The following is a 23,607-nucleotide window of genomic DNA, read 5'->3' on the forward strand; positions in this document are numbered from 1 at the left end:
GCGTGGCGGGGTGCCCTACTTCGATGCCGCCTCCGCCGCCCCCCTGCACCCCGTCGCACGCCAGGCGCTGCTTGCCGCGCTCGACGAGGGCTGGGCCGATCCCGCCCGGCTGTACCGGGAGGGGCGGCGGGCCCGGCTGCTCCTGGACGCGGCCCGGGAGGCGGCCGCGGAGGCCGTCGGGTGCCGCCCCGACGAGCTGGTCTTCACCTCGTCCGGGACGACGGCGGTGCACGCGGGAATTGCCGGGGCTCTTTCGGGGCGTCGGCGTGTCGGCCGCCATCTGGCCCACTCGGCGGTCGAACACTCGTCGGTGCTCCATGCGGCGGCGGCCCACGAGACGGCGGGCGGTTCGCGCACCGAGGTGCCGGTGGACCGGTTCGGGGCGGTGGACCCGTCGGCGTTCGGCGGGGCGCTGCAAGCGGACACCGCACTGGCCTGCCTCCAGTCGGCCAACCACGAGGTGGGCACCGAGCAGCCGGTGGCCGAGGTCGCCGCGCTCTGCGCCGAGGCCGGGGTGCCGCTGCTGGTGGACGCGGCCCAGTCGCTCGGCTGGGGGCCGGTCCCGGCCGGCTGGTCGCTGCTGACGGCGAGCGCGCACAAGTGGGGCGGACCGGCCGGGGTCGGGCTGCTCGCGGTCCGCAAGGGGACCCGCTTCTCGCCTAAAGGTCCGGCCGGGGAGCGGGAGTCGGGACGGGCGCCGGGGTTCGAGAACCTGCCGGCGATCGTGGCGGCGGCGGCCTCACTGCGCGCGGTACGGGACGGGGCGACGGCGGAGGCGGTACGGCTACGGGCCCTGGTGGACCGGATCCGGAGCGTGGTGGCCGAGCGGGTGCCCGATGTGGAGGTGGTGGGCGATCCGGTGCGGCGGCTGCCGCATCTGGTCACCTTCTCCTGTCTCTATGTCGACGGGGAGACCCTGCTGCACGAGCTGGACCGGAGAGAGTTCTCCGTTTCGTCCGGTTCGTCCTGCACGAGCAGCACGCTGACGCCGAGCCATGTGCTGAAGGCGATGGGGGTGCTCTCGGAGGGGAACGTCCGGGTGTCGCTGCCGCCGGGCACGGCCGGGGCGGACGTGGACCGCTTCCTGGAGGTGCTGCCCGAGGTGGTCGCGGAGGTACGGGAGCGGCTCGGGGCCCCGGTGTCCGCGCCCCCCTCCCCCGCGCCCGCCGCCTCCCTGGTGGTCGACGCGCTGGGCCGCCGCTGCCCGATCCCGGTGATCGAACTCGCAAAGGTGATCGGAGAGGTAGCGGTGGGCGCCACGGTGACGGTGCTCGCCGACGACGAGGCGGCGCGGCTGGACATCCCGGCCTGGTGCGAGATGCGCGGTCAGGAGTACGTGGGCGAGGAGCCGGCGGACCGGGGTTCGGCCCATGTGGTCCGCCGGCTCTCCTGATCAGGCCAGGTGCTGCATCAGGCCAGGTGCTGCTGGACCTCGGCGGCGGCCTCGTGGCCGTACGCCTTGGTGAAGCGGTCCATGAAGTGGGTGCGGCGCAGGGTGTACTCCTGGGTGCCGACCGTCTCGATGACCAGGGTGGCGAGCATGCAGCCGACCTGGGCTGCGCGCTCCAGGCCGACGCCCCAGGCGAGGCCGGAGAGGAAGCCGGCGCGGAAGGCGTCGCCGACGCCGGTCGGGTCGGCCTTGGTGTCCTCCTCGGGGCAGCCGACCTCGATGACCGGCTCGCCGACCCGCTCGATCCGGACACCGCGGGCGCCGAGGGTGGTGACGCGGTGGCCGACCTTCGAGAGGATCTCCTCGTCGCTCCAGCCGGTCTTGGACTCGATGAGCCCCTTCTCGTACTCGTTGGAGAAGAGGTAGGTGGCGCCGTCGAGGAGGATGCGGATCTCCTCGCCGTCCATCCGCGCGATCTGCTGCGAGAAGTCGGCGGCGAACGGGATGTTCCGGGAGCGGCACTCCTCGGTGTGGCGGAGCATCGCCTCGGGGTCGTCGGCGCCGATGGAGACGAGGTCGAGGCCGCCGACGCGGTCGGCGACGCTCTTCAGCTCGATGAGGCGGGCCTCGCTCATCGCGCCGGTGTAGAAGGAGCCGATCTGGTTGTGGTCGGCGTCGGTGGTGCAGACGAAGCGGGCGGTGTGCAGGACCTCGGAGATACGGACCGAACCGGTCTCGACGCCGTGCCGGTCGAGCCAGGCGCGGTACTCGTCGAAGTCGGCCCCGGCGGCGCCGACCAGGATCGGCTTCGTGCCGAGCAGCCCCATGCCGAAGCAGATGTTGGCGGCGACGCCGCCGCGGCGGACGTCGAGGTTGTCGACCAGGAAGGAGAGGGAGACCGTGTGCAGCTGATCCGCGACCAGCTGGTCGGCGAAGCGGCCGGGGAAGGTCATGAGGTGGTCAGTGGCGATCGAGCCGGTGACTGCAATACGCACGGGGAGACTGCTCCTGCGGAAGGCGAAGGGCCGTGAGTGCGCCCTCCGGGACGACGTGACAGTTCACGCTACCGGGTGAGCCGACCTCCAGGAAAAGGGAAAACTACCCGATAGTAGGGCTTTCTACCTGAGATCGCCCGTGGTTACGGTGCGGATATGTCGAAGCACACCGCATTGCCCGAGTCGGAATTGAGCCTGGCCGCACTGCGCGGTGACTGCGCGCGGATGGCGCCGCACTGGACGGCGCCGGTGAAGAGCGCCCCGGACCCGGTGAAGCCGTCCCTGATCAGCGGGGTGACGATCCCGCCCTCGTCGGCGCGGCTGATCGACGCGATGTCCGAGTACGGGGACTGACGCCCGCCAAGGACCGGAGAGGGACCGGCCGGGCGGCATCGCTTTTCGGCCCTTCCCCGCCCCTCCGGGCGCACATCGCGTGTGCCCGCGCCCCGCGGCTCCCCCGGCCGGTGGAACCGTACGCTCCTCGGCTCCGTCCCACCGGTGTCCCCGTCCGGGGGACACGCGGTAGGCGCCGCGACGGCAACGCAGGCGAAGGAGCGATCCGGTGAGCACCGAGCGACCCGACAACGACGTGACCGGCCCCCGGCGGCGGCGTCCGCCGCTCGCGGTGGCCTCGGTGGCCGCGGCCGTCCTGCTGGCCGGGGGCGGCGGGGCGTACTGGGCCTCGACCGCTTCGAGCGAGGGCGACAAGGCCGACAGCGGTACGGCGGCGAAGAAGTCGGCCCCCCTGCTGGCCCTGGACGCCCCGGCGGACGGCCCGGGTGGCACGTCCTCGGCCTCGGACTCCCCGCCCGCCGGTATCGCCCCCGGCGAACCGGACCCGGGCGGCCCGCCGGTGATCTACCGGGCCGCGGGCGAGCTCCCCGACGGTCCGGACGAGGCGGCCGTCCACCAGGCGAAGGGCACGGTGGCGTCGGCCGATGTCGCCCGGCTGGCGAAGGCGCTGGGCATTCCGGGCTCGCCGCGAACCGAGGGCACCTCGTGGGTGGTCGGCGACGACGACGGCCCCGGCGCGCTCCTGAAGGTGGCCAAGCAGGCCCCGGGCACCTGGACGTTCGCCCGCACCACCCCGTCCAAGCCCTGCGAGCCGGGAAAGATGTGCGCGAACGGCGCCACGGAGCCCGGCGGTGACCCGGTGAGCGAGAAGGCGGCGAAGGCGGCCGCGGCCCCGGTGCTCAAGGCGGCGGGCCAGGACGACGCGGCGCTGAACGCGGGCCAGCTCATGGGCGACGTCCGCGTGGTGAACGCCGACCCGAAGATCGGCGGGCTTCCGACCTACGGCTGGTCGACCGGGGTCCAAGTGGGCCCGGACGGCAAGGTGACCGGCGGCAGCGGGCATCTCAAGGCGCTGGAGAAGGGCGCCACCTACCCGGCGGTCGGCGCGGACGAGGCGCTGAAGCAGCTGAACGAGGCGAGCAAGGGCAAGGGCGACGGCGGCCGGGACATCGGCGGCTGCGCCACTCCCGTACCGCTGGAGGGCGAGCCGAAGCCTCCCGCCGATCCGCAGTGCGTGCCGTCGAACGGCAAGCGGGCGCCGGTGACGCAGACGGTCGAGGACGCGGTGTTCGGTCTCGCGCTGAACCACGTGGACGGCCGGCCGACGCTGGTGCCGTCCTGGCTCTTCACCGTCCGCCAGGCGCCGGGCGGCCCGGAGAACACGGTCACGCAGGTGGCGGTGGACCCGAAGTTCATCGAGAAGCCGGAGCCGCCGACGACGCCCTCCGGGGACCGGAAGGTGACCTCGTACGGTGCGGACGGGCGGACCCTTGAGGTGACCTTCTGGGGCGGGGTGTGCAGTACGTACACGGCGAGCGCGAAGGAGAGCGCGGGCCAGGTGCGGATCACGGTGACGGAGAAGCCGCAGGAGGGCAAGAAGGCCTGCATCATGATCGCCAAGGAGCTGACCCGGACGGTGACGCTGGAGCAGCCGCTGGGCGACCGCACGGTGATCGACGCGGCCTCGGGCGGCGCGGTGCCGCGCGGCTGACGCGGACCTACGCACCACACGGCGTACGGAGGCGGCCCCGGGAATCACTCCCGGGGCCGCCTCCGTACGCCGTGCTCGCGGCGCTTAGCTGAACGAGTCGCCGCAGGCGCAGGAGCCGGTGGCGTTCGGGTTGTCGATCGTGAAGCCCTGCTTCTCGATGGTGTCGACGAAGTCGATGGAGGCGCCGCCCAGGTACGGGGCGCTCATACGGTCGGTGACGACCTTGACACCGTCGAAGTCCTTCACCACGTCGCCGTCGAGCGAGCGCTCGTCGAAGAAGAGCTGGTAGCGCAGGCCCGAGCAGCCGCCGGGCTGAACGGCGACGCGCAGCGCCAGGTCCTCGCGGCCTTCCTGCTCCAGCAGGGCCTTGACCTTGCCTGCGGCGGCGTCGGACAGGAGGATGCCGTCGCTCACGGTGGTGGTCTCGTCCGATACGGACATCTGCTTCTCTCCCGGGTTGTACGGACTGCTTGCCGACGGTTCAACCGTCTCAGCGCCGGAATCATTCCGGGCCAAGCGCGTGTCTGTTCCTTTTCATGCTCGCACACCCGCTCGCCCGGGGGATGCGTCACATCGACGCTATCGGCATCGTCAAAGTGACACGAAGCGGCTATCATAGATAGCGTCAAACAGACGAAAAGGCGCGTTCGCCGAAGCCGCAGAGCAGAACGCAGAGAAGAAAGGGTGCGTGACGTGACCACGGCCCAGCCCCTGGACGTAACTCCCACACCCCTCGCGCTGCTGCTGCTCGGCCGCGAGGCCGACCCGAGGAGCGAGCGCGGCGTCGAATGCCCCGGCGACCTCCCCTCCCCGTCCGACCCGGACCTGGTGGAGCGCGCCCGTGCCGCGAAGGAGAAGCTCGGGGACAAGGTGTTCGTCCTCGGCCACCACTACCAGCGCGACGAGGTCATCCAGTTCGCGGACGTCACCGGTGACTCGTTCAAGCTGGCCCGCGACGCGGCCGCGCGCCCGGAGGCGGAGTACATCGTCTTCTGCGGTGTGCACTTCATGGCCGAGTCCGCGGACATCCTGACCACCGACGCCCAGGCGGTCGTGCTGCCCGACCTGGCGGCCGGCTGTTCGATGGCCGACATGGCGACCGCCGAGCAGGTCGCCGAGTGCTGGGACGTGCTGACGGAGGCCGGGGTCGCCGACCGGGTGGTGCCCGTCTCGTACATGAACTCCTCCGCCGACATCAAGGCCTTCACCGGCAAGCACGGCGGCACGATCTGCACGTCCTCGAACGCGAAACGCGCCCTGGAGTGGGCCTTCGAGCAGGGCGAGAAGATCCTTTTCCTCCCCGACCAGCACCTGGGCCGCAACACGGCCGTGCGGGACATGGGGATGAGCCTGGACGACTGCGTCCTCTACAACCCCCACAAGCCGAACGGCGGCCTCACCACCGAGCAGCTGCGGGACGCGAAGATGATCCTGTGGCGCGGCCACTGCTCGGTCCACGGCCGCTTCTCGGTCGAGTCGGTCGAGGACGTCCGGGCCCGGATCCCCGGGGTCAACGTGCTGGTGCACCCGGAGTGCAAGCACGAGGTCGTCGCCGCCGCGGACTACGTGGGCTCGACGGAGTACATCATCAAGGCCCTGGAGGCGGCCCCGCGCGGCTCGAAGTGGGCCATCGGTACGGAGCTGAATCTGGTACGCCGCCTGGCGAACCGTTTCGCCGACGAGGACAAGGAGATCGTCTTCCTCGACAAGACGGTCTGCTTCTGCTCGACGATGAACCGCATCGACCTGCCGCACCTGGTCTGGACCCTGGAGTCGCTGGCCGACGGCAAGCTGGTCAACCGGATCGAGGTCGACCCGGAGACGGAGAAGTACGCCAAGCTCGCCCTGGAGCGCATGCTGGCGCTGCCGTAACGGACGCTGTTCCCTGCCGGGAGCCCCGGTATGCCGCAGGTCGGCGTACCGGGGCTTTCACGTGTCCCGGGGGCCGTGGCCGGGATGCGCCCCCGGTCCGGCCGGTTCTTCCATACGACAGCCGATGACACCAGCGCGTAATTACGCTGCTACGCACCGCAGCGAATCTTCGCGCGGGTGAGAACGGCGAGGACGGTGGGGCGGGCATGAACCACGAGGACCGCGGGACGGGTGCGGGCGAGGAGACGGGGGCGGAGGAATCGTCTGCCGACGCGTTGGCACGGGCGGAGGCAGACGTACGGGACCGGCGGAGCGAGGCCGAGCGGGACCCCGCCGCCGGGCTGCCCGCGCTCGCCGGGGCTCTGCACCGGCTCTCCGACCTCCGCGCCGCCGCCGGGGACCGCACCGGCGCGCTGACCCCGGCGAAGGAGGCCGCCCGGATCTACGCCGAGCTCGGCATGAAGCGCCCCGGGGACTACCAGGCGGAACTGGCCCTGACCATGGGCGCCCTGGGTGACCGCGTCGCCGGCACCGGGGACGCGGCGGCCGCCCTGCCGTTCGCGCAGCAGGCCGTACGGCTCCAGCGCGAGCTGGTCGAGGAGCAACAGCCGGGCGCGTCCGTCCCGGCGCTCGCGGCGTACCTCCTGACCTACGCCGCGCGGCTCGCGGACGCGGGGCAGGCCGTGGATGCCGTGCCCGGTGCGGAGGAGGCGGTCGCGCTCCTGCGCGGGCTCGCCGAGGAGGAGCCCGACGCCTTCCTCCCCCGGCTCGCCTCGGCTCTCCATGCCCTCGGCCATCACCGCGCGGCCGTGAGCGACGTCTCCGGGGCGATCGACGCGGGCGAGGAGGCGCGCAGCCGCTTCCGCGTACTCGCCACCCTGCGGCCCGAGTTCCGTCCGGAGCTGGCCACCGCGCTCGACGGTCTCGCTGCTCACCTCACCAGGTCCGGCGACCCGACGGGCCGCCGGACCGCGGAGGACGCCGTCGCCCTGTACCGCGAGCTCGCGGCGGAGCGCCCCGAAGCCTTCGGTGCCGGCCTCGCCGCCGCCCTGGGCACCCTTGCCGGGAGCCCGCCCGTCACGGGTGGCCCGGGGGAGACCCTGTCCCCGGCGCGGGAGGCCGTCGAGCTGCTGCGCGACCGGGGGGACGCCTTGCTGCCCGAGCTGGCCCGCGCCCTCCAGGTGCTCGGCACGCATCTGGAGCGGAACGGGGACGCCGAGGGGGCGGTGGAGGCGTTCTGGGAGGCGGTGGCCCTCCATCGGTCCCTCGCACTGGAGACCCCCGGCAGCACCCCGGACGCTCCCCCGGTCTCCGCTCTCGTATCCGCCCTGGACGACCTGGCCCGGGCTCTCCTCCGTACCGGCGAACACGCGGCGGCGATCGAGGAGTTCGACGAGAGCGTCAAGGAGTTCGCCCAGGCCGATCCGGCGACCGCCCGGCGGCTGGCCGTGGAGCGGAGCGCCTTCCTGCTGCGCTGCCCCGCCCCCTGGCCCGCGACCGGGGTGGTCGAGCTGGTGAACCGGCTCGACGAGGAAGCGGAGGGGGCCGGCGGCCCGGACGCCGTGACCGTACGGGCCCGGCAGGCGCTGCGCGGTCACGGTGACACCGCGGCGGTGCACACGGCGTGGGAGGAGGAGACGTTCACGCCCGTGCCGGACTGGCTCGCGCTGTCCCGGGAGACCCTGGACCTCGTCAGCGCCTGGATGTTCGCGCCGAACTGGCCCCGCTCCCGCGACTTCTGGTCGCGGAACGCCGAGGTCCTCGGCGGCGCGCAGGCGGCGGTGGCGCTGGAGGAGCTGGCCCTTCTGCACCCGGGCGGCGCCCGGCGGCACGCGCTGCTCCGCGAGGCCGTCCTCGTCCACGGGGTGACCGCCGCCTACGATCCGCTGATCCTCCAGGAGCAGTTGGCCCAGTGGCTGGAGTGCGCGGACTGGAAGGAGTCGCGGGCCTATCTGGAGGAGCACCCGCGCCTCCTGGCCGTCCAGCCGCCCGAGGACACCCCGCTGGCGCACGTGGCGATGCTCGACATCGGCCGCGCCGAGGGGCTGGACGCCGCCTACCGTCTCGTCGAGGACCGCGTAGCCCTCCAGGCGTACGTGGCACGGGCGTTGGAGGCCGGGGACGGCGTCGCGCTGATGCACGGCGGGGGCATCGAGGGGCAGGTCTTCGGCGACCGGCTCTCGTCGCTCACCCACGCCCAGGTGGCGCTGGTCCTCGCGGGGGCCACCGAGGGCTTCGAACCGGACGACCTCGCCGCGCTCCTGCACAAGGCCCCGGAGGAGACCCGGGCCCGGCTGGTGCGGGAGACGGTCTCCGTGAGCACCCGGCTCCCCGAGCAGCGCAAGGAGATGGGGCACCGGATCGTCCGGGCGCTGGGCGGGGACGCCTGAGAGCCGCCGTACGGGGCCGTACACGCCGCCGCCGTACGCACGTGAGCGCCGCAGTGTACGCGGCAGGGGCCCGGCCCACGCGGGTGCGTGGACCGGGCCCCTGCCCTCGGGTTGCGCCTGCGGGTCAGGCCTGCGCGGTCTCGGCCTCGCGGGCCTCCTCCGGCTCCGGCTGGTCCGGTACGCCGGCCTTGGCCGCGCGCTTGGCGGCCTTCTTCTTGGCGCGGCGCTCCTTGCGCAGCTCGACCATCGCGTACAGCGTCGGCACGAGCAGCAGGGTCAGCAGCGTGGAGCTGATCAGACCGCCGATCACCACGACGCCCAGCGGCTGCGAGATGAAGCCGCCCTCGCCGGTGACGCCGAGCGCCATCGGGAGCAGGGCGAAGATGGTCGCGAGCGCCGTCATGATGATCGGACGGAAGCGGTGGCGGCCGCCCTCGATGACCGCCTCCATGATCCCGAGCCCCTGGGCCCGGTACTGGTTGATCAGGTCGATCAGCACGATCGCGTTGGTGACCACGATGCCGATGAGCATCAGCATGCCGATCATCGCGGGGACGCCCAGCGGGGTGCCCGTGATGAGCAGGAGGGCCAGCGCGCCGGTCGCCGCGAACGGCACGGAGACCAGCAGGATCAGCGGCTGGACGAGCGACCGGAAGGTGGCCACCAGCAGCATGAAGACGATCGCGATGGCCGCCAGCATGGCGAGGCCGAGCTGCATGAACGCTTCGTTCTGGTCCTCGGTGACGCCGCCGATGGTGGCGGTGGCGCCTTCCGGCAGGTCCAGGGCGTCGATCTTCGTGGCGAGATCGGTGCTGACCGCGCCGGTGTTGTCGCCGACGGGCTTGGCGGTGACCGTCGCGGAGCGCTGTCCGTCGATCCGGGTCATCGAGACCGGGCCGGGGACGACCTTCACGTCGGCGATGTCGCCGAGCTTGACCGGGCCGAGCGGCAGGGCCTTCAGCTCGGCCACGGTGGCGGCGGGCTTCGAGGACCGGATGACGATGTCGCGCTCGGTGTCGTCCAGCGTCGCGGAGCCGGCGGGCGTACCGCGGACGGCCCCGGCGACGATCCCGCCCAGGGCGGCGGAGTCGAATCCGGCGGCGGCCGCCTTGTCGTTGGCGGTGACCGAGATGCGCGGGACGCTCTGCGCCAGGTCGCTCTGGACGTCGGTGACGTCCTTGAGGGTGGCGACCTCGTCACGGACCGCCTCGGACGCCTTCTTCAGGACGTCGGCGTCGGCGGCCTTGACCACGACGCTCAGGTCCTGGGAGCCGAAGCCGTCGCCCGCGGCGATGGTGGTGTCGCCGATGCCGTCGAGCTTGCCGAGGGCCTCGTCGATGCGGTCCTGGGCGTTCTCGTAGTCCGCGGCGTCCTTGAGGGTGACCTGGTAGGAGGCCTGGTTGGAGCCGGTGCCGCCGCCGAAGGCGGCCATGAAGCCGGAGGAGCCGACGGTGACCTGGTAGTCCTTGACTCCCTTGTCGTCGGTCAGGACCTTCTCGACCTTGCGGGCGGCCTCGTCGGCGGCTTCCAGGCTGGTGCCGGGGGCGAGTTCCTGCTTGACGGTCAGGACCTCCTGCTCGCCGGCGTCGAAGAAGTTCGTCTTCAGCAGCGGGACCATGCCGAAGGTGCCCAGCAGCACGGCGACGGCGATGACGAGGCTGGTGATCCGGCGGCGGGTCGCGAAGCGCAGGACCGGGACGTAGATCCGCTGGAGCCTGCTGGCCGCTTCCTTCTCCTCGGCCAGGCGCCGGGCCTCCGCCGCGTCCTCGGAGGTGCCCTTGGGTGCGCGCAGGAACCAGTACGACAGGACCGGCACCACGGTGAGCGAGACCAGCAGGGAGGCCAGCAGCGCCGCGGTGATGGTCAGCGAGAACGAGCCGAAGAGCTGGCCGACCATGCCGCCGACCAGACCGATGGGCAGGAAGACCGCGACGGTGGTGAGGGTCGCGGAGGTGACCGCTCCGGCGACCTCCTTGACCGCGTTGATGATCGCCGCGTGGCGCTCCTCGCCGTAGCCGAGGTGGCGCTTGATGTTCTCCAGGACCACGATCGAGTCGTCGACGACCCGGCCGATGGCGATGGTGAGCGCGCCGAGGGTGAGCATGTTGAGCGACAGGTCGCGGGTCCAGAGCACGATCAGCGCGAGGACGATCGAGAGCGGGATGGAGACCGCGGTGACCAGCGTCGAGCGGATCGAGGCGAGGAAGACCAGGATCACGACGACCGCGAAGACCAGGCCGAGCGCGCCCTCCGTGGTCAGACCCGAGATCGACTTGGAGACCGCGGGGCCCTGGTCGGAGACGACGGTCAGATCGGAGCCGGCGCCGAGGTCCTTGCGGAGGTCGGGCAGCTTGTCCTTGACGGCGTCCGAGATGGCGACGGCGCTGCCGTCCTTGTCCATCGTCGCCATCACGGCGAGGCTCGGCTTGCCGTTGGTGCGGGTGATGGAGACCGCCGCGGACGGCTCCTGCTTCACCTCGGCCACGTCACCGAGGCGCACCGGCTTGCCCGGCGCGTCCGCGCCGCCCGCCGGGTCCTTGGCGACGACCTGGAGGTCCTCGATCTGCTTCAGGGACGTGTAGGAGCCGCCGACCTGGATGGTGCGGCTCTTGCCGGACTCGGAGAACGAACCGGCCGGGACGGTGGCGCCGCCCGACTGGAGGGCCTGGGCGAGCGTGCCCGCGTTCAGACCGGCCGCGGCGAGCTTCCGGTCGTCGGGGACGACGGAGACCTGGAGGTCCTGGACGCCGTCCACGGTGACCTGGCCGACGCCCTCGATGTCCTGGAGGGCCGGGACGACCGTGCGGTCGAGCCGGTCGGCCAGCGTCTGCTGGTCCTCGTCGGAGGTGACGGCGAGGACCACGGTCGGGATGTCGTCCGTGGAACCGGCGACGACCTGCGGGTCGACATCGGCGGGCAGCTGGGCGCGGGCCCGGTTCACCGCCTGCTGGATGTCCGCTACGAGCTGCTTGGTGCCCTCGTCGCCGAAGTCGAAGGTCGCCATGATGAGGGCGTTGCCCTCGCTGGCGGTGGAGGTGATGGACTCGACGCCGTCGACGGCCTTGAGGGAGTTCTCCAGCGGTTCGACGACCTGCTTCTCGACCACATCGGGAGACGCACCCTGGTAGGGCGCCAGCACCGAGACCATCGGCAGTTCGATGGTCGGCAGCAGCTGCTGCTTGAGCTGCGGGATCGCTATCGCGCCGAAGACCAGCGCGACGATCGAGATCAGCCCGATCAGGGCCCTTTGCGCGAGGCTGAATCTGGACAGCCAGGACATGGGTGGGTCTCTCTTCTGTGGCGTACGCGGCGAGGGGCGGGGAGGGGAGAACATCGGGGACCACCCCTCCAGCCCAGTCCTACGATCTCCGCTCCGCGCTGCCGAAACGTCGCCCGCCGGGCTGCTTTCTTATGCCGCGCATACCGCAGGTGGAGTACACCGCCGTACACCCGTGCCGTCTCCGGGTCAGTCCGCGCGGGGACGCACCAGGCCCGATTCGTAGGCGATGACCACCAATTGCGCCCGGTCGCGGGCTCCCAGTTTCGCCATCGCCCGGTTCACATGGGTCTTGACGGTGAGCGGGCTGACCTCCAGCCGCTCGGCGATCCGGTCGTTGGGGTGGCCGCCCGCGACCTGCACCAGCACCTCGCGTTCGCGGCCGGTGAGCGCCGCCAGCCGCTCCGCGTACTCCGCGCTGTCCGGCCCCTCCTGCGAACTGCCGCCCTGGGCCAGGAACGTGGTGATGAGCCCCTTGGTCGCCGCCGGGGAGAGCAGGGCCTCACCGGCGGCGGCGATCCGGATGGCGTTGAGGAGTTCGTCCGGCTCCGCGCCCTTGCCGAGGAAGCCGGAGGCTCCGGCGCGCAGCGACTGGACCACGTACTCGTCGACCTCGAAGGTGGTGAGCATGACCACCCGCACCGCGGACAGCTCCGGGTCGGCGCTGATCATGCGGGTGGCGGCGAGTCCGTCGGTGCCCGGCATCCGGATGTCCATGAGCACCACGTCGGCGCCCGTGGCGCGGGCCAGCTCGACGGCCTGGGCCCCGTCGGCGGCCTCGCCGACCACCTCCATGTCCGGCTCGGAGTCCACCAGCACCCGGAACGCGCTGCGCAGCAGCGCCTGGTCGTCGGCGAGCAGCACCCTGATCGGCGCCTCCCGCGCGTCGGGCGTCGTTGCCGGAGTCGGCTGGGTCATCGGCGGAGCCCCGTCCCGCCCGCTGTGCCCGGCCGCTCCGGTTCACCCGTGCGGGCCTCGACCGGAAGGATCGCATGGACCCGGAAGCCGCCGCCGTAGCGAGGTCCCGCGGTGAGGGCCCCGCCGAGGGCGGTGACGCGTTCCCGCATGCCGACCAGGCCGTGGCCACCGCCGGCGGATCCGTCGTTGTCTCCCGGGCCGCCGTCGGCCGGCCCGGCCCCGGGGCGCCGGCCGGCGCTCCCCCGGCCGTTGTCGAGCACGGTGACCTCGGCGGTGGTGCCCACCCGTACGACGCTCACCTCGGCCTTGGCCCCGGCGCCCGCGTGCTTGCGGACGTTGGTCAGGGCCTCCTGGATGACCCGGTAGGCGGCGAGATCGACGGCGGCCGGCAGCCGGTCGCGGTCGGCGCAGGCCACTTCGACGGGGAGCCCGGCGTTGCGGAAGGTGGTGACCAGTTCGCCGAGGACGGCGAGTCCGGGGGCCGGTTCGGTGGGCGCCTCGGGGTCGCCCTGCTGGCGCAGGAGGCCGACGGTGACCCGGAGTTCGTTGAGGGCGGAGCGGCTGGCGTCGCGGACGTGGGCGAGCGCCTCCTTGGCCTGGTCCGGGCGCTTGTCCATGACGTGGGCGGCGACCCCGGCCTGGACGTTGACCAGGGCGATGTGGTGGGCGACGACGTCGTGGAGGTCCCGGGCGATCCGCAGCCGCTCCTCGGCGACCCGGCGGCGGGCCTCCTCCTCCCGGGTGCGCTCGGCGCGCTCGGCCCGCTCCCGGATGGCGTCGACGAACGCGCGCCTGCTGCGTACGGCGTCCCCGGCGGCGGAGGCGAGACCGGTCCAGGCGAAGACGCCGAAGTTCTCCTGGCTGTACCAGGGGGTCGAGCCGAAGACCATCGCGGCCGCGGTGAGCCCTCCCATGGACAGCAGCCCGACCCGCCAGGTCGTGGGGCGGTCGGTGCGCGAGGCGACCGTGTAGAGGGCGATGACGGTGCTCATGACCACCGGGGCGGGCGGGTCCATCAGGACGTACTCGACGGCCGCGAGCGCCGCGGTGACCGCGAGGACCTGCATCGGGCGGCGGCGCCGCAGGACGAGGGCCGCGGCGGTGAGGGTCATCAGGAGGACGCTGAACAGCTTGGGGGTACGGGCCCCGAAGGCGGGCGGCCCGTGGCCGTCGCCCGGGTCGGTGAACGAGCTGCAGATCATCGCGACGAGGGTGCAGAACGCCAGGGTCGCGTCGAAGGCGAGCGGATGTTCCCGGAGCCAGCGGCGGGCGCGCGCGAAGCCGGACGAGAGGGTGGTCACGTCCAGCAACGGTACGCGGCCGGTCCTCGGCGGCGTGAGCCTTCCCCCACGAGAGAGCCGCCGGAAGCACCGCTGCCCCGCGGCCGGCGGACCGGACGCGGGGCAGAGAGGGTGCTGGGTGCTGGTGGGGTCAGTTGGGGATGAGCCCGTCGTCGCCGAGCATGGCGGTGACGTCTTCGAGGGTGGCGTCGGGCGCCGGCAGGATCAGCTCGGACGGCTCCAGGGAGTCGTCCGGCAGCGGAGTGCCGAGCTCGCGCACCTTGTCCAGGAGTGCGTGGAGGGTGGTGCGAAAGCCGGGGCCGTCGCCGCTCTCCATCTCCTTGAGCAGGACGTCGTCGAGTTCGTTCAGCTCGACGACGTGACTGTCGGCCAGCTTGACCTGGCCCTCCCCCATGATCCGTACGATCATGACGCTGCCCTTACTGCTTGTCGAACTTGTGCGGGGACGACTGCTGCGACTGCTGGGAACCGTCCTGGGCGCCGCCCTCGATGGCCTGCTGCGAGGACGAGGGGCCGCCGGCCAGCTCGGCCTTCATGCGCTGCAGCTCCAGCTCCACGTCGCTGCCGCCGGAGATCCGGTCCAGCTCGGCGGCGATGTCGTCCTTCGCCGTGCCGGTCGGGTCGTCCAGGGCGCCGGAGGCGAGCAGCTCGTCGATGGCGCCGGCCCGCGCCTGGAGCTGCTGCGTCTTGTCCTCGGCCCGCTGGATCGCGAGGCCGACGTCGCCCATCTCCTCGGAGATGCCGGAGAAGGCCTCGCCGATCCGGGTCTGGGCCTGGGCCGCCGTGTAGGTGGCCTTGATGGTCTCCTTCTTCGTGCGGAAGGCGTCGACCTTGGCCTGCAGACGCTGCGCCGCCAGGGTGAGCTTCTCCTCCTCGCCCTGCAGCGTGGTGTGCTGCGTCTCCAGGTCGGTGACCTGCTGCTGGAGGGCGGCGCGCCGTGAGAGCGCCTCGCGCGCCAGGTCCTCACGGCCCAGCGCCAGCGCCTTGCGGCCCTGGTCCTCCAGCTTGGACGACTGGCCCTGCAGCTGATTCAGCTGCAGCTCCAGGCGCTTGCGGGACGTCGCCACGTCGGCGACGCCGCGACGCACCTTCTGAAGCAGCTCCAGCTGCTTCTGGTACGAGTAGTCGAGGGTCTCGCGCGGATCCTCGGCCCGGTCAAGGGCCTTGTTTGCCTTCGCGCGGAAAAGCATCCCCATACGCTTCATGACACCGCTCATGGGCTTCGCGCGCCCCCTTCTGACGGACTGAGCTCCAGCACTCCCGATAGGACCCAGAGTACGGGCCCTGTCTCTATTACCGCACTGTTCAAGTCCTGATGTGCTCCTCCCCAAGGACGACTGCACCCGGCCGGTGCTCCCGCCCAAGGTGTAGGTGAGGCCCCGGGACCGTCCCGTGACGGACTGCGGAACAGCCGGTAAACGCCCGTATCGGCCGGTCGGGGCCCTTGTGGGCACCCCGTCCGTTGCCGGATCGTGCCCGCCCGGGTCACCGGGTCCGCGCGCCGACCCCGTACCCTTGGGTTTTGTGTTCCGTAGCCGTGCCAAGACAGAGAAGGCCCCCACCGACAAGGTGACGGCGGACCTCTCCCAGCAGCCCCGCGACCCGCAGGCTCCCAAGGGTCGCCCCACCCCCAAGCGCAGCGAGGCCCAGACGCAGCGGCGTCGTGCCGCGTCCGCGGCGCCCGCCGACCGCAAGGCGGCCATGAAGCGCCAGCGCGAAGCGCGCCGCGCCGACCTGGCCCGCCAGCGTGAGGCGCTCGCGTCGGGCGACGAGCGGTTCCTCCCGGTCCGCGACAAGGGCCCGGTGCGGCGCTTCGTCCGCGACTACGTGGACTCGCGCTTCTGCGTCGCCGAGTGGTTCCTGCCGCTCGCCGTGATCATCCTGATCCTCAGCGTGATCCAGGTGCAGAACATCCAGAGCATCTCGCTGCTGCTGTGGCTCGGTGTGATCATCCTGATCGTGATCGACTCGATCGGTCTGTCGATCCGCCTGAAGAAGCAGCTCAGCGAGCGCTTCCCGGACACCCCGAAGCGCGGGGCCGTGGCGTACGGCCTGATGCGCACGCTGCAGATGCGCCGCCTGCGGCTGCCGAAGCCGCAGGTCAAGCGCGGAGAGCGGCCCTGAGCACGGAGGCCTCCGGCTTCACCGGGGTCTCCTCGGCGTGGCTGGCGGGTCTCGGCGGCGTACGCAACACGGTCCGCCAGGAGCTGGTCGCCCGGCAGCTGGACGAGCAGATAGCCGGACGGTTCCCGGTGGGCCGTCGGCTGCGCATTCTCGACGTCGGCATGGGCCAGGGCACCCAGGCACTGCGCCTCGCGCGGGCCGGTCACTCGGTGACCGGTCTGGAGTCGGACGCGGAGATGCTGGCCTCGGCCCGGGCGGCCCTGGCGAGCGAGCCGGAGGGCATCCGGGAGCGGGTCCGGCTCATTGAGGGCGACGGCCGGGAGACCGGCGTGCACTTCCTGCCCGGCAGCTTCGACGTGGTGCTGTGCCACGGCGTCCTGATGTACGTCGAGGAGCCGGACCCGATGCTGGCCGGGCTCGCCCGGATGCTGGCACCGGGCGGTCTGCTCTCCCTGCTCGTACGGAACGCGGACGCGCTCGCGATGCGCCCGGGACTCGCCGGTGACTTCGGCGCGGCCCTGGCCGCCTTCGACACCGCCGCGTACACCAACCGCCTCGGCCTCACCGTGCGTGCCGACCGGCTCGACGCCCTGCGGGCCACGCTCGCCGGGATCGCCGCCCCGCTGCACGCCTGGTACGGGGTGCGGGTCTTCACGGACAACGTCGGCAACGACGCGGAGCTGCCGGCCGAGGAGCTGGAGCGGGTCCTGACCCTGGAGGACCGGGCCGGGCGGACCGACCCGTACCGGGGTGTGGCGGCGCTGCTGCATCTGTGCGGGGTACGCGGCTAGCCGAAGGCCGGCGGGCCCGTTCGGCCCATCAGTACGGGCACCCGAACGGGCCCGGCACGAGACTTTCGGACATGGACTCCCACCCCTCCCGCAGCCGGGCGCGCAGGCTGCTGCTCCCCCTGTCCGCGGCCGTCTGCGCCATCGCCCTGGCGGGCGGCTGCTCCGGTACGAGTCCGGCGGCCCCGGCCCCCGAGGCCAGTGCGTCGGGTACGGCGCAGGGTGCGGTGAAGCGCGCCCCCGACGATCTGGAGAACGCCTACCAGGACGTCATCAACGACGTACTGCCGTCGGTGGTGCAGATCGACGCCTCGGAAGGGCTCGGCTCCGGGATCGTGTACGACGACAAGGGGCACATCGTCACCAATGCCCATGTGGTCGGTGACGAGAAGACGTTCAAGGTCAGCGTCGCCACCGGGGAGGCGGTGCTGAACGCCTCGCTGGTCTCCTCCTACCCGGAGCAGGACCTGGCGGTGATCAAGCTCGACGAGGTGCCGGACGGGCTGCGGGCCGCGAAGTTCGGCGACGCGGAGAAGGTCGAGGTCGGGCAGATCGTCCTGGCGATGGGCTCACCGCTGGGCCTGTCCAGCAGTGTCACCCAGGGCATCGTCTCCGCGCTCGGCCGGACGGTGAGCGAGAGCCGGTCGGGCGGCGGCACGGGCGCGACGATCGCCAACATGGTGCAGACGTCCGCGGCGATCAACCCGGGCAACAGCGGCGGTGCGCTCGTGAACCTCGACAGTCAGGTGATCGGCATTCCGACCCTGGCCGCGACCGACCCGCAGATGGGCGACAGCGCGGCGCCGGGCATCGGCTTCGCGATCCCTGTCTCGATGGTGCGGACGGTCGCCGACCAGATCATCAAGGACGGCAAGGTCACCGACTCGGGCCGGGCGGCGCTGAACATCACCGGCCGCACGGTCGTCGACGACAACTACCGCCCGGCCGGGGTGGCGCTGGTCAGTGTGGAGCGGGGCGGCGCGGCGGCCGACGCGGGGCTGCGGCCCGGGGACACCATCACGAAGATCGGGGACGCCGAGGTCACCACGATCACCTCGCTCTCCGAGGCGCTGGCGGGCGAGAAGCCGGGCGGGAAGGTGACCGTGACGTACACACGGGACGGCGACAGCCGGACGGCGGAGGTCACGCTCGGGGAGATCTGATCCCCGGAGCCGGGCCGGATCCGGGGAGGGGCGGTACGGGGTCTCCCGTACCGCCCCTCCCCGTGTGCCGGGCGTCAGGCGCCGTCGGCCTGCAGGCTCATCGGGCCGTAGATCTTGGTGGTGTCCTCGAAGAGCGTCACCTGTGCGGCACCGCCCTCCAGGAGCTCTTTCCAGTACTCACCGATCCAGGACTCCGCATCGCCCTGGGTGGTGAACTCCTCCGGCTGCAGCGCCGGCTCCGTCTCCGTACCGTCGGACTTCTCGAACCGCCACGTCCACGCCATGTCCGCCTCCTGGGTCACGTTGCTGCCCGAAGCCTAGCCGGGCGGGCGGCCTGAGCGGGGACACGGGAGGATCAAGGTGTGGAACTGACACTGCTCGGCACCGGAGCCCCCGACGGGCTGCCGCGCCCCTCCTGCCCCTGTGCGGTCTGCGCCTCGGCCCGCGGCCCGTGGGCGCGGGCCGCGACGGCGTTGCTGGTCGACGACGCGCTGCTGCTGGACCTCACCCCCGGCGCGATGTTCGCCGCCGCCCGGGCGGGGCGCTCACTGGGCGCGGTCCGCCAGGTGCTGCTGACCCACCCGCACGACGGGCCCGCCGTCGAACTGCCCGCCCTGCTGCCACCCGCCGGGCGGGTCCCGGACGGTCAGGTCCTGACGCTGATCAGCGGGCACCGGGTGCGGGCGGTGGCGATGGACGCCCCGGGGACCGGGTACGAGGTGACCGCCCCGGACGGCGAGCGGCTGCTGTACCTGCCGCCGGGCGCCGCCCCCTCCGGGCTGCCCGAGCGGGTGGAGGCGCCGTACGAGATGGTCGTCCTCGATGCCATCGGGCGCCCCGACGCGGTGGCCCGGCTGCGGGCGGTGGGCGCGGTCGGGCCGACCACCGAGGTGATCGCGGTCCACCTGGACCACGACGCCCCGCCGGGCCCGGCGCTGGAGCGGCGGCTCGCGGCGGCCGGGGCGCGGGCGGTACCGGACGGGACGACGCTGGTGGTGGGCGAGTACCACGCGGTGCCGGACGTGCCGCGCCGGGTGCTGGTGACGGGGGGCGCGCGGTCGGGGAAGTCGCTGGAGGCGGAGCAGCGTCTGGAGACGTTCCCGGAGGTGGTGTACGTGGCGACCGGCGGCCGCCGCGACGGGGACCCGGAGTGGGCGGCCCGGATCGGACTGCACCGGGAGCGCAGGCCGGGCGCCTGGCGGACCGAGGAGACCTGCGAGCTCACGGAGCTGCTGGGGGCGGACGGGCCGCCGCTGCTGATCGACTGCCTGTCGCTGTGGCTGACCGACGCGATGGACCGGGTGGGGGCCTGGGAGGACGAGCGGTGGCACGACGGCGGCGAGGCGGCGTTGCGGAAGCGGGTCGCGGAGCTGGTCGCCGCGGTGCGCGGGACCCTGCGGCCGGTGGTGCTGGTGACCAACGAGGTGGGGTCGGGGGTGGTCCCGGCGACGGCGGCCGGGCGGCGGTTCCGGGACGAGCTGGGGCGGCTGAACGCGGCGGTGGCGGCCGAGTGCGAGCAGGTGCTGCTGGTGGTGGCGGGGCAGGTGCTGGTGCTGCGGGGGTGAGGGGGTCGACGGCCGGGTGAGGGGGCGTCAGTGTTCGGGGCCCCGGCTCCCGTGGGGTGCGGCGGGATGGCCGCTTCCGCAGCTCGCGGCCCGTTCCTCCCCCGGGGCCGACCGGTACTGTTCCCGGCAGGGCGTGTCCGGCGGACACGCCCCGGGGCCCGCCGCCGGGTCCCCCGACCCGGATCCGACCTGACGACCCGCGAGGCAGACCTCCGTGAACCTGGACGACTTCTCCGACCTGATCCAACGCCCCGACGGGGGTGTGCGGCGCGATGCCGAGGAGCGGCGCGAGCGGCTGACCGTCCCCCCGGGAGCGCTCGGGCGCCTGGACGAGCTGGGCGAGTGGCTCAGCGCCGCGCAGCAGTCCGTGCCGGTCAGGGCCGTCGAGCAGCCGCGTCTGGTGCTCTTCGCCGGTGACCACGGGGTGGCGGAACTGGGCGTCTCGGGCCGGTCGGCAGGCAGTGCGTACGAGCTGGTGCGGGCGGTCCTGGACGGGTCGAGCCCGGCCGCGGTGCTGGCCCGGCGGTTCTCGGTGCCGACGCGGATCGTGGACGTCTCCCTGGACTGCGATCCGGAGCTGCTGCCCGAGTCCGTGGTGCGGCACCGGGTGCGGCGGGGTTCGGGGCGGATCGACGTCGAGGACGCGATGACCGCCGAGGAGGCCGAACAGGCCATCCGCCTCGGCATGGCGATCGCCGACGAGGAGGCGGACTCCGGCACCGATCTGGTGGTGCTCGGCGACCTCAGCGTGGGCGGCACCACGGCAGCGGCCACCCTGGTCGCCGCCCTCTGCGGAACGGACGCCTCCGTGGTGACCGGGCGCGGCGGTGCGGGCATCGACGACCTGGCGTGGATGCGCAAGTGCGCGGCGATCAGGGACGCGTTGCGCCGGGCCCGGCCGGTGCTGGGCGACCAGGTGGAGCTGCTGGCCACGTCGGGCGGGGCGGACCTGGCGGCGATGACGGGGTTCCTGCTGCAGAGCGCGGTGCGCCGGATGCCGGTGATCCTGGACGGGGTCGTCTCGGCGGCCTGCGCGCTGGTGGCGCAGCGGGCGGCGTTCCGGGCGCCGGACTGGTGGCTGGCCGGTCAGGTCAGCGGGGAGCCCGCGCAGTCGAAGGCGCTGGACCGGATGGCGTTGACCCCCCTGCTGGACCACGGGGTGACGGTGGGCGAGGGCAGCGGTGCGCTGCTGGCCCTGCCGCTGGTGCAGGCCGCGGCGGCGCTGGCCGCCGAACTCCCGGAGCGTGAGCCGGAGAAGGCTGTGGAAGCGGACGACGAGACCGAGGCCGAGGAGGCGTCGGAGGCCGAGGACGCGGCGGCCGTCGACCGGGCCTGAGCGCCGCTCCCCCACCGCGCGGACGAGAGCGGCGTCACTCCGGCGCCGCTCAACTTCTCGCCGCCCCGGCCCGTCTTCGGTAGGGATCCGACCGACGCCTGACGAACCGACCGACTGACCGACCGGGGGCCCGTTCCATGCTGTTCGTGACGAGCGGATGAGCCTCTCCCCGGCGCTGCGCCGGGCGGCCGTACGCGAGTGGGGCCCGCTGTTCACCGCCGTACGGCAACGGCTCGCCGAACACGGGGTGCGGGCGCTCGCGCTGACGCTGAGCGCGGTGGCGCTGACGGCCGTGATCCAGGTGACGCAGAACCAGGCGTGGGGCTACGGACCGGTGCGGAGCCTAGGAGCCGTACGGGCCGAGGACCCGCTCCCGCTCGCCCTCCTGCGGACCCCGCTGTCGCTGTTCGTGCCCGCGCTCGATCTGCCGGTGTGGGGCGCGCTGGCCCAGATCCTGCTGGTGTTCGGGGTGGCGGAGGTGTGCCTGGGGCGGTGGCGCACGCTCGCGGTGGCGTACGGGGCGACGCTGGCCGGGACGCTGTACGCCCGGATCGGCGTCGCCCTCGGGCCGGGGACGTTCCCGGGGCTGCCCGCCTCGGACGCGCAGGTGGTGGACACCGGCCCGTCGGCGGCGGTCGTCGGGCTCGCGGTGTACGTCTGCCACCAGCGGCGCGCCTGGATCACCGGGGCGCTGGTGGTCCTCGCGATGGTGGTGGAGGTCCTGGTCAAGGACAACCTTGCGGGCCGTGAGCATCTGGCCGCGATCGCCGCCGTCCTGGTGGTGTGCGGCGTACGGGAGTGGCGCGGGCGGCGGCGTGATCCCCGGGACCCCGGCGCGGCGGTCAGGACTTACCGGCGGGCGGCAGCGGGACCCGGTCCGGGGCGCCGCCGATGAGGTCCTGGAACTTCCGGCGCGGCCCGGCCCACCGCACGTCGTGGTGGTAGGCCCGCAGCATCGCCCGGGAGCGGGCCCGGTGGCGGTGGCGGTAGAAGCGCCGGGCCCAGAGCGAGGTGGGGCGGGCCAGCCGGATCGCGCCGACCAGTGCGACGAACGGGACGAGGGTGCCGAGCACCGCCATCCGCAGTTTGCCCTTGAACAAGGAGATCAGGACGAAGCAGAAGTTGATCACGTACGTCGCGATGAGGCCGAGCCTGCCCTGCTGTTCCTCGTCGGTGACGTCGTCGACGCCGAGCGGGGAGAAGCCGGCCAGGACCAGCAGCACCAGCGAGGCGGTCAGCACCACCACCTCCACGCTCTGGCGGCCCTCCTCGGTCCAGTACACGTCGTCCAGATGCAGAATCAGGGCGAACTCGTCGAGCACCAGACCGGCCCCCACCCCGAAGATCACCGCGAACACCCCGGCGGCCACCCCGTGCCGCCCGCTGGCCACCGCGCCGAACCCGCCGACGACGGAGAGGACGACCCCGGGCACCACGTGGTGGATGTGCATCCCGCCGGGGGTGATGTTGCGGAACGGGCCCTTCCCGGCGCGGATCATGCGGGTGATGGTGCGCGTGATCGCGAAGGTGAGGACGAAGGCGGCCAGCGCGAGGAGCAGCGGCAGCTTGCCCGGCTCCGCGATGTTCTCGTACCACCAGTGACCCATGCCACCCACTCCCGATACGTCAGGTTTCGCGGCGTTCGGCGCGTTTCGCCCAATCTATCGGTGCGGCCCAGCGACTAGCCTGCGCGCGGTGACCTCCCTGAACAGCCACGGCATACGTTTCGCCTTCGGCACCCTGACCGTGCTGCCGGTCCGGGTGACCCGCTGGGACCGCGCGACCGCCCGCTCCGGCATGCTCTGCGCCCCGCTCGCCGGGCTCGTCGTGGGGCTGCTGGCCGCCGCCCTCGGCTCGCTGTCGCTGCTGGCCGGCTCGGGGCCGCTGCTCGCGGCGGTGGCCTCCGTCGCGGTGCCGGCCGCCCTCACCCGGGGGCTGCATCTGGACGGTCTCGCGGACACGGCGGACGGCCTCGGCAGCGGGAAACCGGCCGAGGACGCGCTGCGGATCATGAAGCAGTCCGACATTGGGCCGTTCGGTGTCATCACGCTGCTCCTGGTGCTGCTGGCGCAGGTCGCGGTCCTCTTCGAGCTGTACGGGGAGGGCTGGGCGCACGGAGCCCTCGGGACCGTCGTCGCGGCCGTCGCCGCCCGCCTGGCGCTGACCCTGGCGTCCCGTCAAGGCGTCCCGGCGGCCCGGCCGGAGGGGCTCGGGGCGACGGTGGCGGGCACGGTTCCGGCCGGGCGGGCGCTGCTCGCGGCGACGGTGACGGTCGCCTTGTGCGCGGCGGCGGGCGCCCTGTTCGGGCCGTACGGAGCGCTGCACCACGGGCTCGCGGTGCTCGGCGCCCTCGCCGCCGCCGAACTGCTGCTGCGGCACTGCGTACGGCGGTTCGGCGGGGTCACCGGGGATGTCTTCGGCGGCGTCGAGGAGACCGCGGCGACGGCGGCCCTGGTGGTGCTGGCGCTCGGGGGCTGACGGGG

General features: G+C 72.9%; 21 protein-coding genes. 12 read left to right on the top strand and 9 right to left on the bottom strand.

Annotated elements, in window-relative coordinates:
- Positions 1-10 precede the first annotated feature (10 nt).
- On the top strand, positions 11-1,393 hold the full coding sequence (locus WQO_RS08555; RefSeq protein ID WP_010057799.1) for a cysteine desulfurase/sulfurtransferase TusA family protein: 1,383 nt from the start codon (positions 11-13) through the stop codon (positions 1,391-1,393).
- A 17-nt stretch (positions 1,394-1,410) separates the two neighbouring features.
- Here WQO_RS08555 and WQO_RS08560 read toward each other — a convergent pair whose 3' ends face one another.
- Positions 1,411-2,385, bottom strand: coding sequence for a carbohydrate kinase family protein (locus WQO_RS08560; protein WP_010057798.1), 975 nt, complete (start codon positions 2,383-2,385; stop codon positions 1,411-1,413).
- Positions 2,386-2,541: 156 nt separating this feature from the next.
- Between WQO_RS08560 and WQO_RS08565 the strand changes: the two genes are divergently transcribed.
- On the top strand, positions 2,542-2,739 hold the full coding sequence (locus WQO_RS08565) for a hypothetical protein (RefSeq protein WP_029182025.1): 198 nt from the start codon (positions 2,542-2,544) through the stop codon (positions 2,737-2,739).
- Between the two features lie 208 nt (positions 2,740-2,947).
- On the top strand, positions 2,948-4,390 hold the full coding sequence (locus WQO_RS08570) for a hypothetical protein (protein ID WP_010057796.1): 1,443 nt from the start codon (positions 2,948-2,950) through the stop codon (positions 4,388-4,390).
- Between the two features lie 84 nt (positions 4,391-4,474).
- On the opposite strand, the gene WQO_RS08575 is transcribed toward WQO_RS08570, so the two are convergent.
- The gene (locus WQO_RS08575; protein ID WP_010057795.1) at positions 4,475-4,831 is read right to left on the bottom strand and encodes a HesB/IscA family protein; all 357 of its coding nucleotides are present in this window, start codon (positions 4,829-4,831) and stop codon (positions 4,475-4,477) included.
- A 243-nt stretch (positions 4,832-5,074) separates the two neighbouring features.
- Here WQO_RS08575 and nadA point away from each other — a divergent pair, with 243 nt between their 5' ends.
- The gene (nadA, locus tag WQO_RS08580; protein WP_073821411.1) at positions 5,075-6,262 is read left to right on the top strand and encodes a quinolinate synthase NadA; all 1,188 of its coding nucleotides are present in this window, start codon (positions 5,075-5,077) and stop codon (positions 6,260-6,262) included.
- A gap of 206 nt (positions 6,263-6,468) precedes the next feature.
- Complete coding sequence (locus tag WQO_RS08585; RefSeq protein ID WP_010057793.1) at positions 6,469-8,652, top strand: hypothetical protein; 2,184 nt, start codon at positions 6,469-6,471, stop codon at positions 8,650-8,652.
- Positions 8,653-8,776: 124 nt separating this feature from the next.
- On the opposite strand, the gene WQO_RS08590 is transcribed toward WQO_RS08585, so the two are convergent.
- The 5 genes from WQO_RS08590 to WQO_RS08610 all read right to left on the bottom strand — a co-directional run bounded on the left by WQO_RS08590 (position 8,777) and on the right by WQO_RS08610 (position 15,353).
- Positions 8,777-11,932: an efflux RND transporter permease subunit gene (locus WQO_RS08590; protein WP_010057790.1), complete on the bottom strand. Its 3,156-nt coding sequence runs from the start codon at positions 11,930-11,932 to the stop codon at positions 8,777-8,779.
- Positions 11,933-12,118: 186 nt separating this feature from the next.
- Entirely contained in the window at positions 12,119-12,847 is a 729-nt protein-coding gene (locus WQO_RS08595) for a response regulator (protein ID WP_029182024.1), read from the bottom strand.
- Positions 12,844-14,148 carry a sensor histidine kinase gene (locus WQO_RS08600; protein ID WP_029182023.1) on the bottom strand — a complete coding sequence of 435 codons (1,305 nt, stop codon included), beginning with the start codon at positions 14,146-14,148 and terminating at the stop codon, positions 12,844-12,846. Before WQO_RS08600 ends, WQO_RS08595 begins: the two co-directional genes overlap by 4 nt.
- A gap of 130 nt (positions 14,149-14,278) precedes the next feature.
- Entirely contained in the window at positions 14,279-14,557 is a 279-nt protein-coding gene (gene pspAA / locus WQO_RS08605) for a PspA-associated protein PspAA (protein WP_010057786.1), read from the bottom strand.
- Between the two features lie 10 nt (positions 14,558-14,567).
- Positions 14,568-15,353 (bottom strand): PspA/IM30 family protein, encoded by a 786-nt coding sequence (locus WQO_RS08610; RefSeq protein WP_029182022.1) that lies wholly within the window; start codon positions 15,351-15,353, stop codon positions 14,568-14,570.
- 319 nt (positions 15,354-15,672) lie between these two features.
- On the opposite strand from WQO_RS08610, the gene WQO_RS08615 reads away from it, so the two are divergent.
- The 3 genes from WQO_RS08615 to WQO_RS08625 all read left to right on the top strand — a co-directional run bounded on the left by WQO_RS08615 (position 15,673) and on the right by WQO_RS08625 (position 18,223).
- Complete coding sequence (locus tag WQO_RS08615; protein WP_029182021.1) at positions 15,673-16,272, top strand: DUF3043 domain-containing protein; 600 nt, start codon at positions 15,673-15,675, stop codon at positions 16,270-16,272.
- A gap of 128 nt (positions 16,273-16,400) precedes the next feature.
- Complete coding sequence (locus tag WQO_RS08620) at positions 16,401-17,063, top strand: class I SAM-dependent methyltransferase (RefSeq protein ID WP_010057783.1); 663 nt, start codon at positions 16,401-16,403, stop codon at positions 17,061-17,063.
- A gap of 71 nt (positions 17,064-17,134) precedes the next feature.
- Positions 17,135-18,223 carry a S1C family serine protease gene (locus WQO_RS08625; protein WP_010057781.1) on the top strand — a complete coding sequence of 363 codons (1,089 nt, stop codon included), beginning with the start codon at positions 17,135-17,137 and terminating at the stop codon, positions 18,221-18,223.
- A 74-nt stretch (positions 18,224-18,297) separates the two neighbouring features.
- On the opposite strand, the gene WQO_RS08630 is transcribed toward WQO_RS08625, so the two are convergent.
- Complete coding sequence (locus WQO_RS08630) at positions 18,298-18,507, bottom strand: hypothetical protein (protein WP_010057779.1); 210 nt, start codon at positions 18,505-18,507, stop codon at positions 18,298-18,300.
- A gap of 78 nt (positions 18,508-18,585) precedes the next feature.
- On the opposite strand from WQO_RS08630, the gene WQO_RS08635 reads away from it, so the two are divergent.
- The 3 genes from WQO_RS08635 to WQO_RS36540 all read left to right on the top strand — a co-directional run bounded on the left by WQO_RS08635 (position 18,586) and on the right by WQO_RS36540 (position 22,019).
- Positions 18,586-19,788, top strand: a complete 1,203-nt coding sequence (locus tag WQO_RS08635) for a bifunctional adenosylcobinamide kinase/adenosylcobinamide-phosphate guanylyltransferase (protein ID WP_010057777.1) — start codon at positions 18,586-18,588, stop codon at positions 19,786-19,788.
- A gap of 214 nt (positions 19,789-20,002) precedes the next feature.
- On the top strand, positions 20,003-21,124 hold the full coding sequence (gene cobT / locus WQO_RS08640) for a nicotinate-nucleotide--dimethylbenzimidazole phosphoribosyltransferase (protein ID WP_010057775.1): 1,122 nt from the start codon (positions 20,003-20,005) through the stop codon (positions 21,122-21,124).
- A gap of 157 nt (positions 21,125-21,281) precedes the next feature.
- Positions 21,282-22,019: a hypothetical protein gene (locus WQO_RS36540; protein WP_010057773.1), complete on the top strand. Its 738-nt coding sequence runs from the start codon at positions 21,282-21,284 to the stop codon at positions 22,017-22,019.
- On the opposite strand, the gene WQO_RS08650 is transcribed toward WQO_RS36540, so the two are convergent.
- Entirely contained in the window at positions 21,967-22,731 is a 765-nt protein-coding gene (locus WQO_RS08650) for a hypothetical protein (protein ID WP_010057772.1), read from the bottom strand. The two genes, WQO_RS36540 and WQO_RS08650, sit on opposite strands and share 53 nt — an antisense overlap.
- 88 nt (positions 22,732-22,819) lie before the next feature.
- Between WQO_RS08650 and WQO_RS08655 the strand changes: the two genes are divergently transcribed.
- The gene (locus tag WQO_RS08655) at positions 22,820-23,602 is read left to right on the top strand and encodes an adenosylcobinamide-GDP ribazoletransferase (RefSeq protein WP_010057771.1); all 783 of its coding nucleotides are present in this window, start codon (positions 22,820-22,822) and stop codon (positions 23,600-23,602) included.
- Positions 23,603-23,607: the final 5 nt, after the last annotated feature.

This window comes from Streptomyces globisporus C-1027 (assembly GCF_000261345.2).
Classification (GTDB): domain Bacteria; phylum Actinomycetota; class Actinomycetes; order Streptomycetales; family Streptomycetaceae; genus Streptomyces; species Streptomyces pakalii.

Excerpts from the sequence above, each read along its gene's own strand:
- WQO_RS08565 (WP_029182025.1), top strand. The coding sequence starts at position 2,542 with ATGTCGAAGCACACCGCATTGCCCGAGTCGGAATTGAGCCTGGCCGCA.
- WQO_RS08575 (WP_010057795.1), bottom strand. The coding sequence starts at position 4,831 with ATGTCCGTATCGGACGAGACCACCACCGTGAGCGACGGCATCCTCCTG.
- WQO_RS08585 (WP_010057793.1), top strand. The coding sequence starts at position 6,469 with ATGAACCACGAGGACCGCGGGACGGGTGCGGGCGAGGAGACGGGGGCG.
- WQO_RS08590 (WP_010057790.1), bottom strand. The coding sequence starts at position 11,932 with ATGTCCTGGCTGTCCAGATTCAGCCTCGCGCAAAGGGCCCTGATCGGG.
- WQO_RS08595 (WP_029182024.1), bottom strand. The coding sequence starts at position 12,847 with ATGACCCAGCCGACTCCGGCAACGACGCCCGACGCGCGGGAGGCGCCG.
- pspAA (WP_010057786.1), bottom strand. The coding sequence starts at position 14,557 with ATGATCGTACGGATCATGGGGGAGGGCCAGGTCAAGCTGGCCGACAGT.
- WQO_RS08610 (WP_029182022.1), bottom strand. The coding sequence starts at position 15,353 with ATGAAGCGTATGGGGATGCTTTTCCGCGCGAAGGCAAACAAGGCCCTT.
- WQO_RS08625 (WP_010057781.1), top strand. The coding sequence starts at position 17,135 with ATGGACTCCCACCCCTCCCGCAGCCGGGCGCGCAGGCTGCTGCTCCCC.
- WQO_RS08630 (WP_010057779.1), bottom strand. The coding sequence starts at position 18,507 with ATGGCGTGGACGTGGCGGTTCGAGAAGTCCGACGGTACGGAGACGGAG.
- WQO_RS36540 (WP_010057773.1), top strand. The coding sequence starts at position 21,282 with ATGAGCCTCTCCCCGGCGCTGCGCCGGGCGGCCGTACGCGAGTGGGGC.
- WQO_RS08650 (WP_010057772.1), bottom strand. The coding sequence starts at position 22,731 with ATGGGTCACTGGTGGTACGAGAACATCGCGGAGCCGGGCAAGCTGCCG.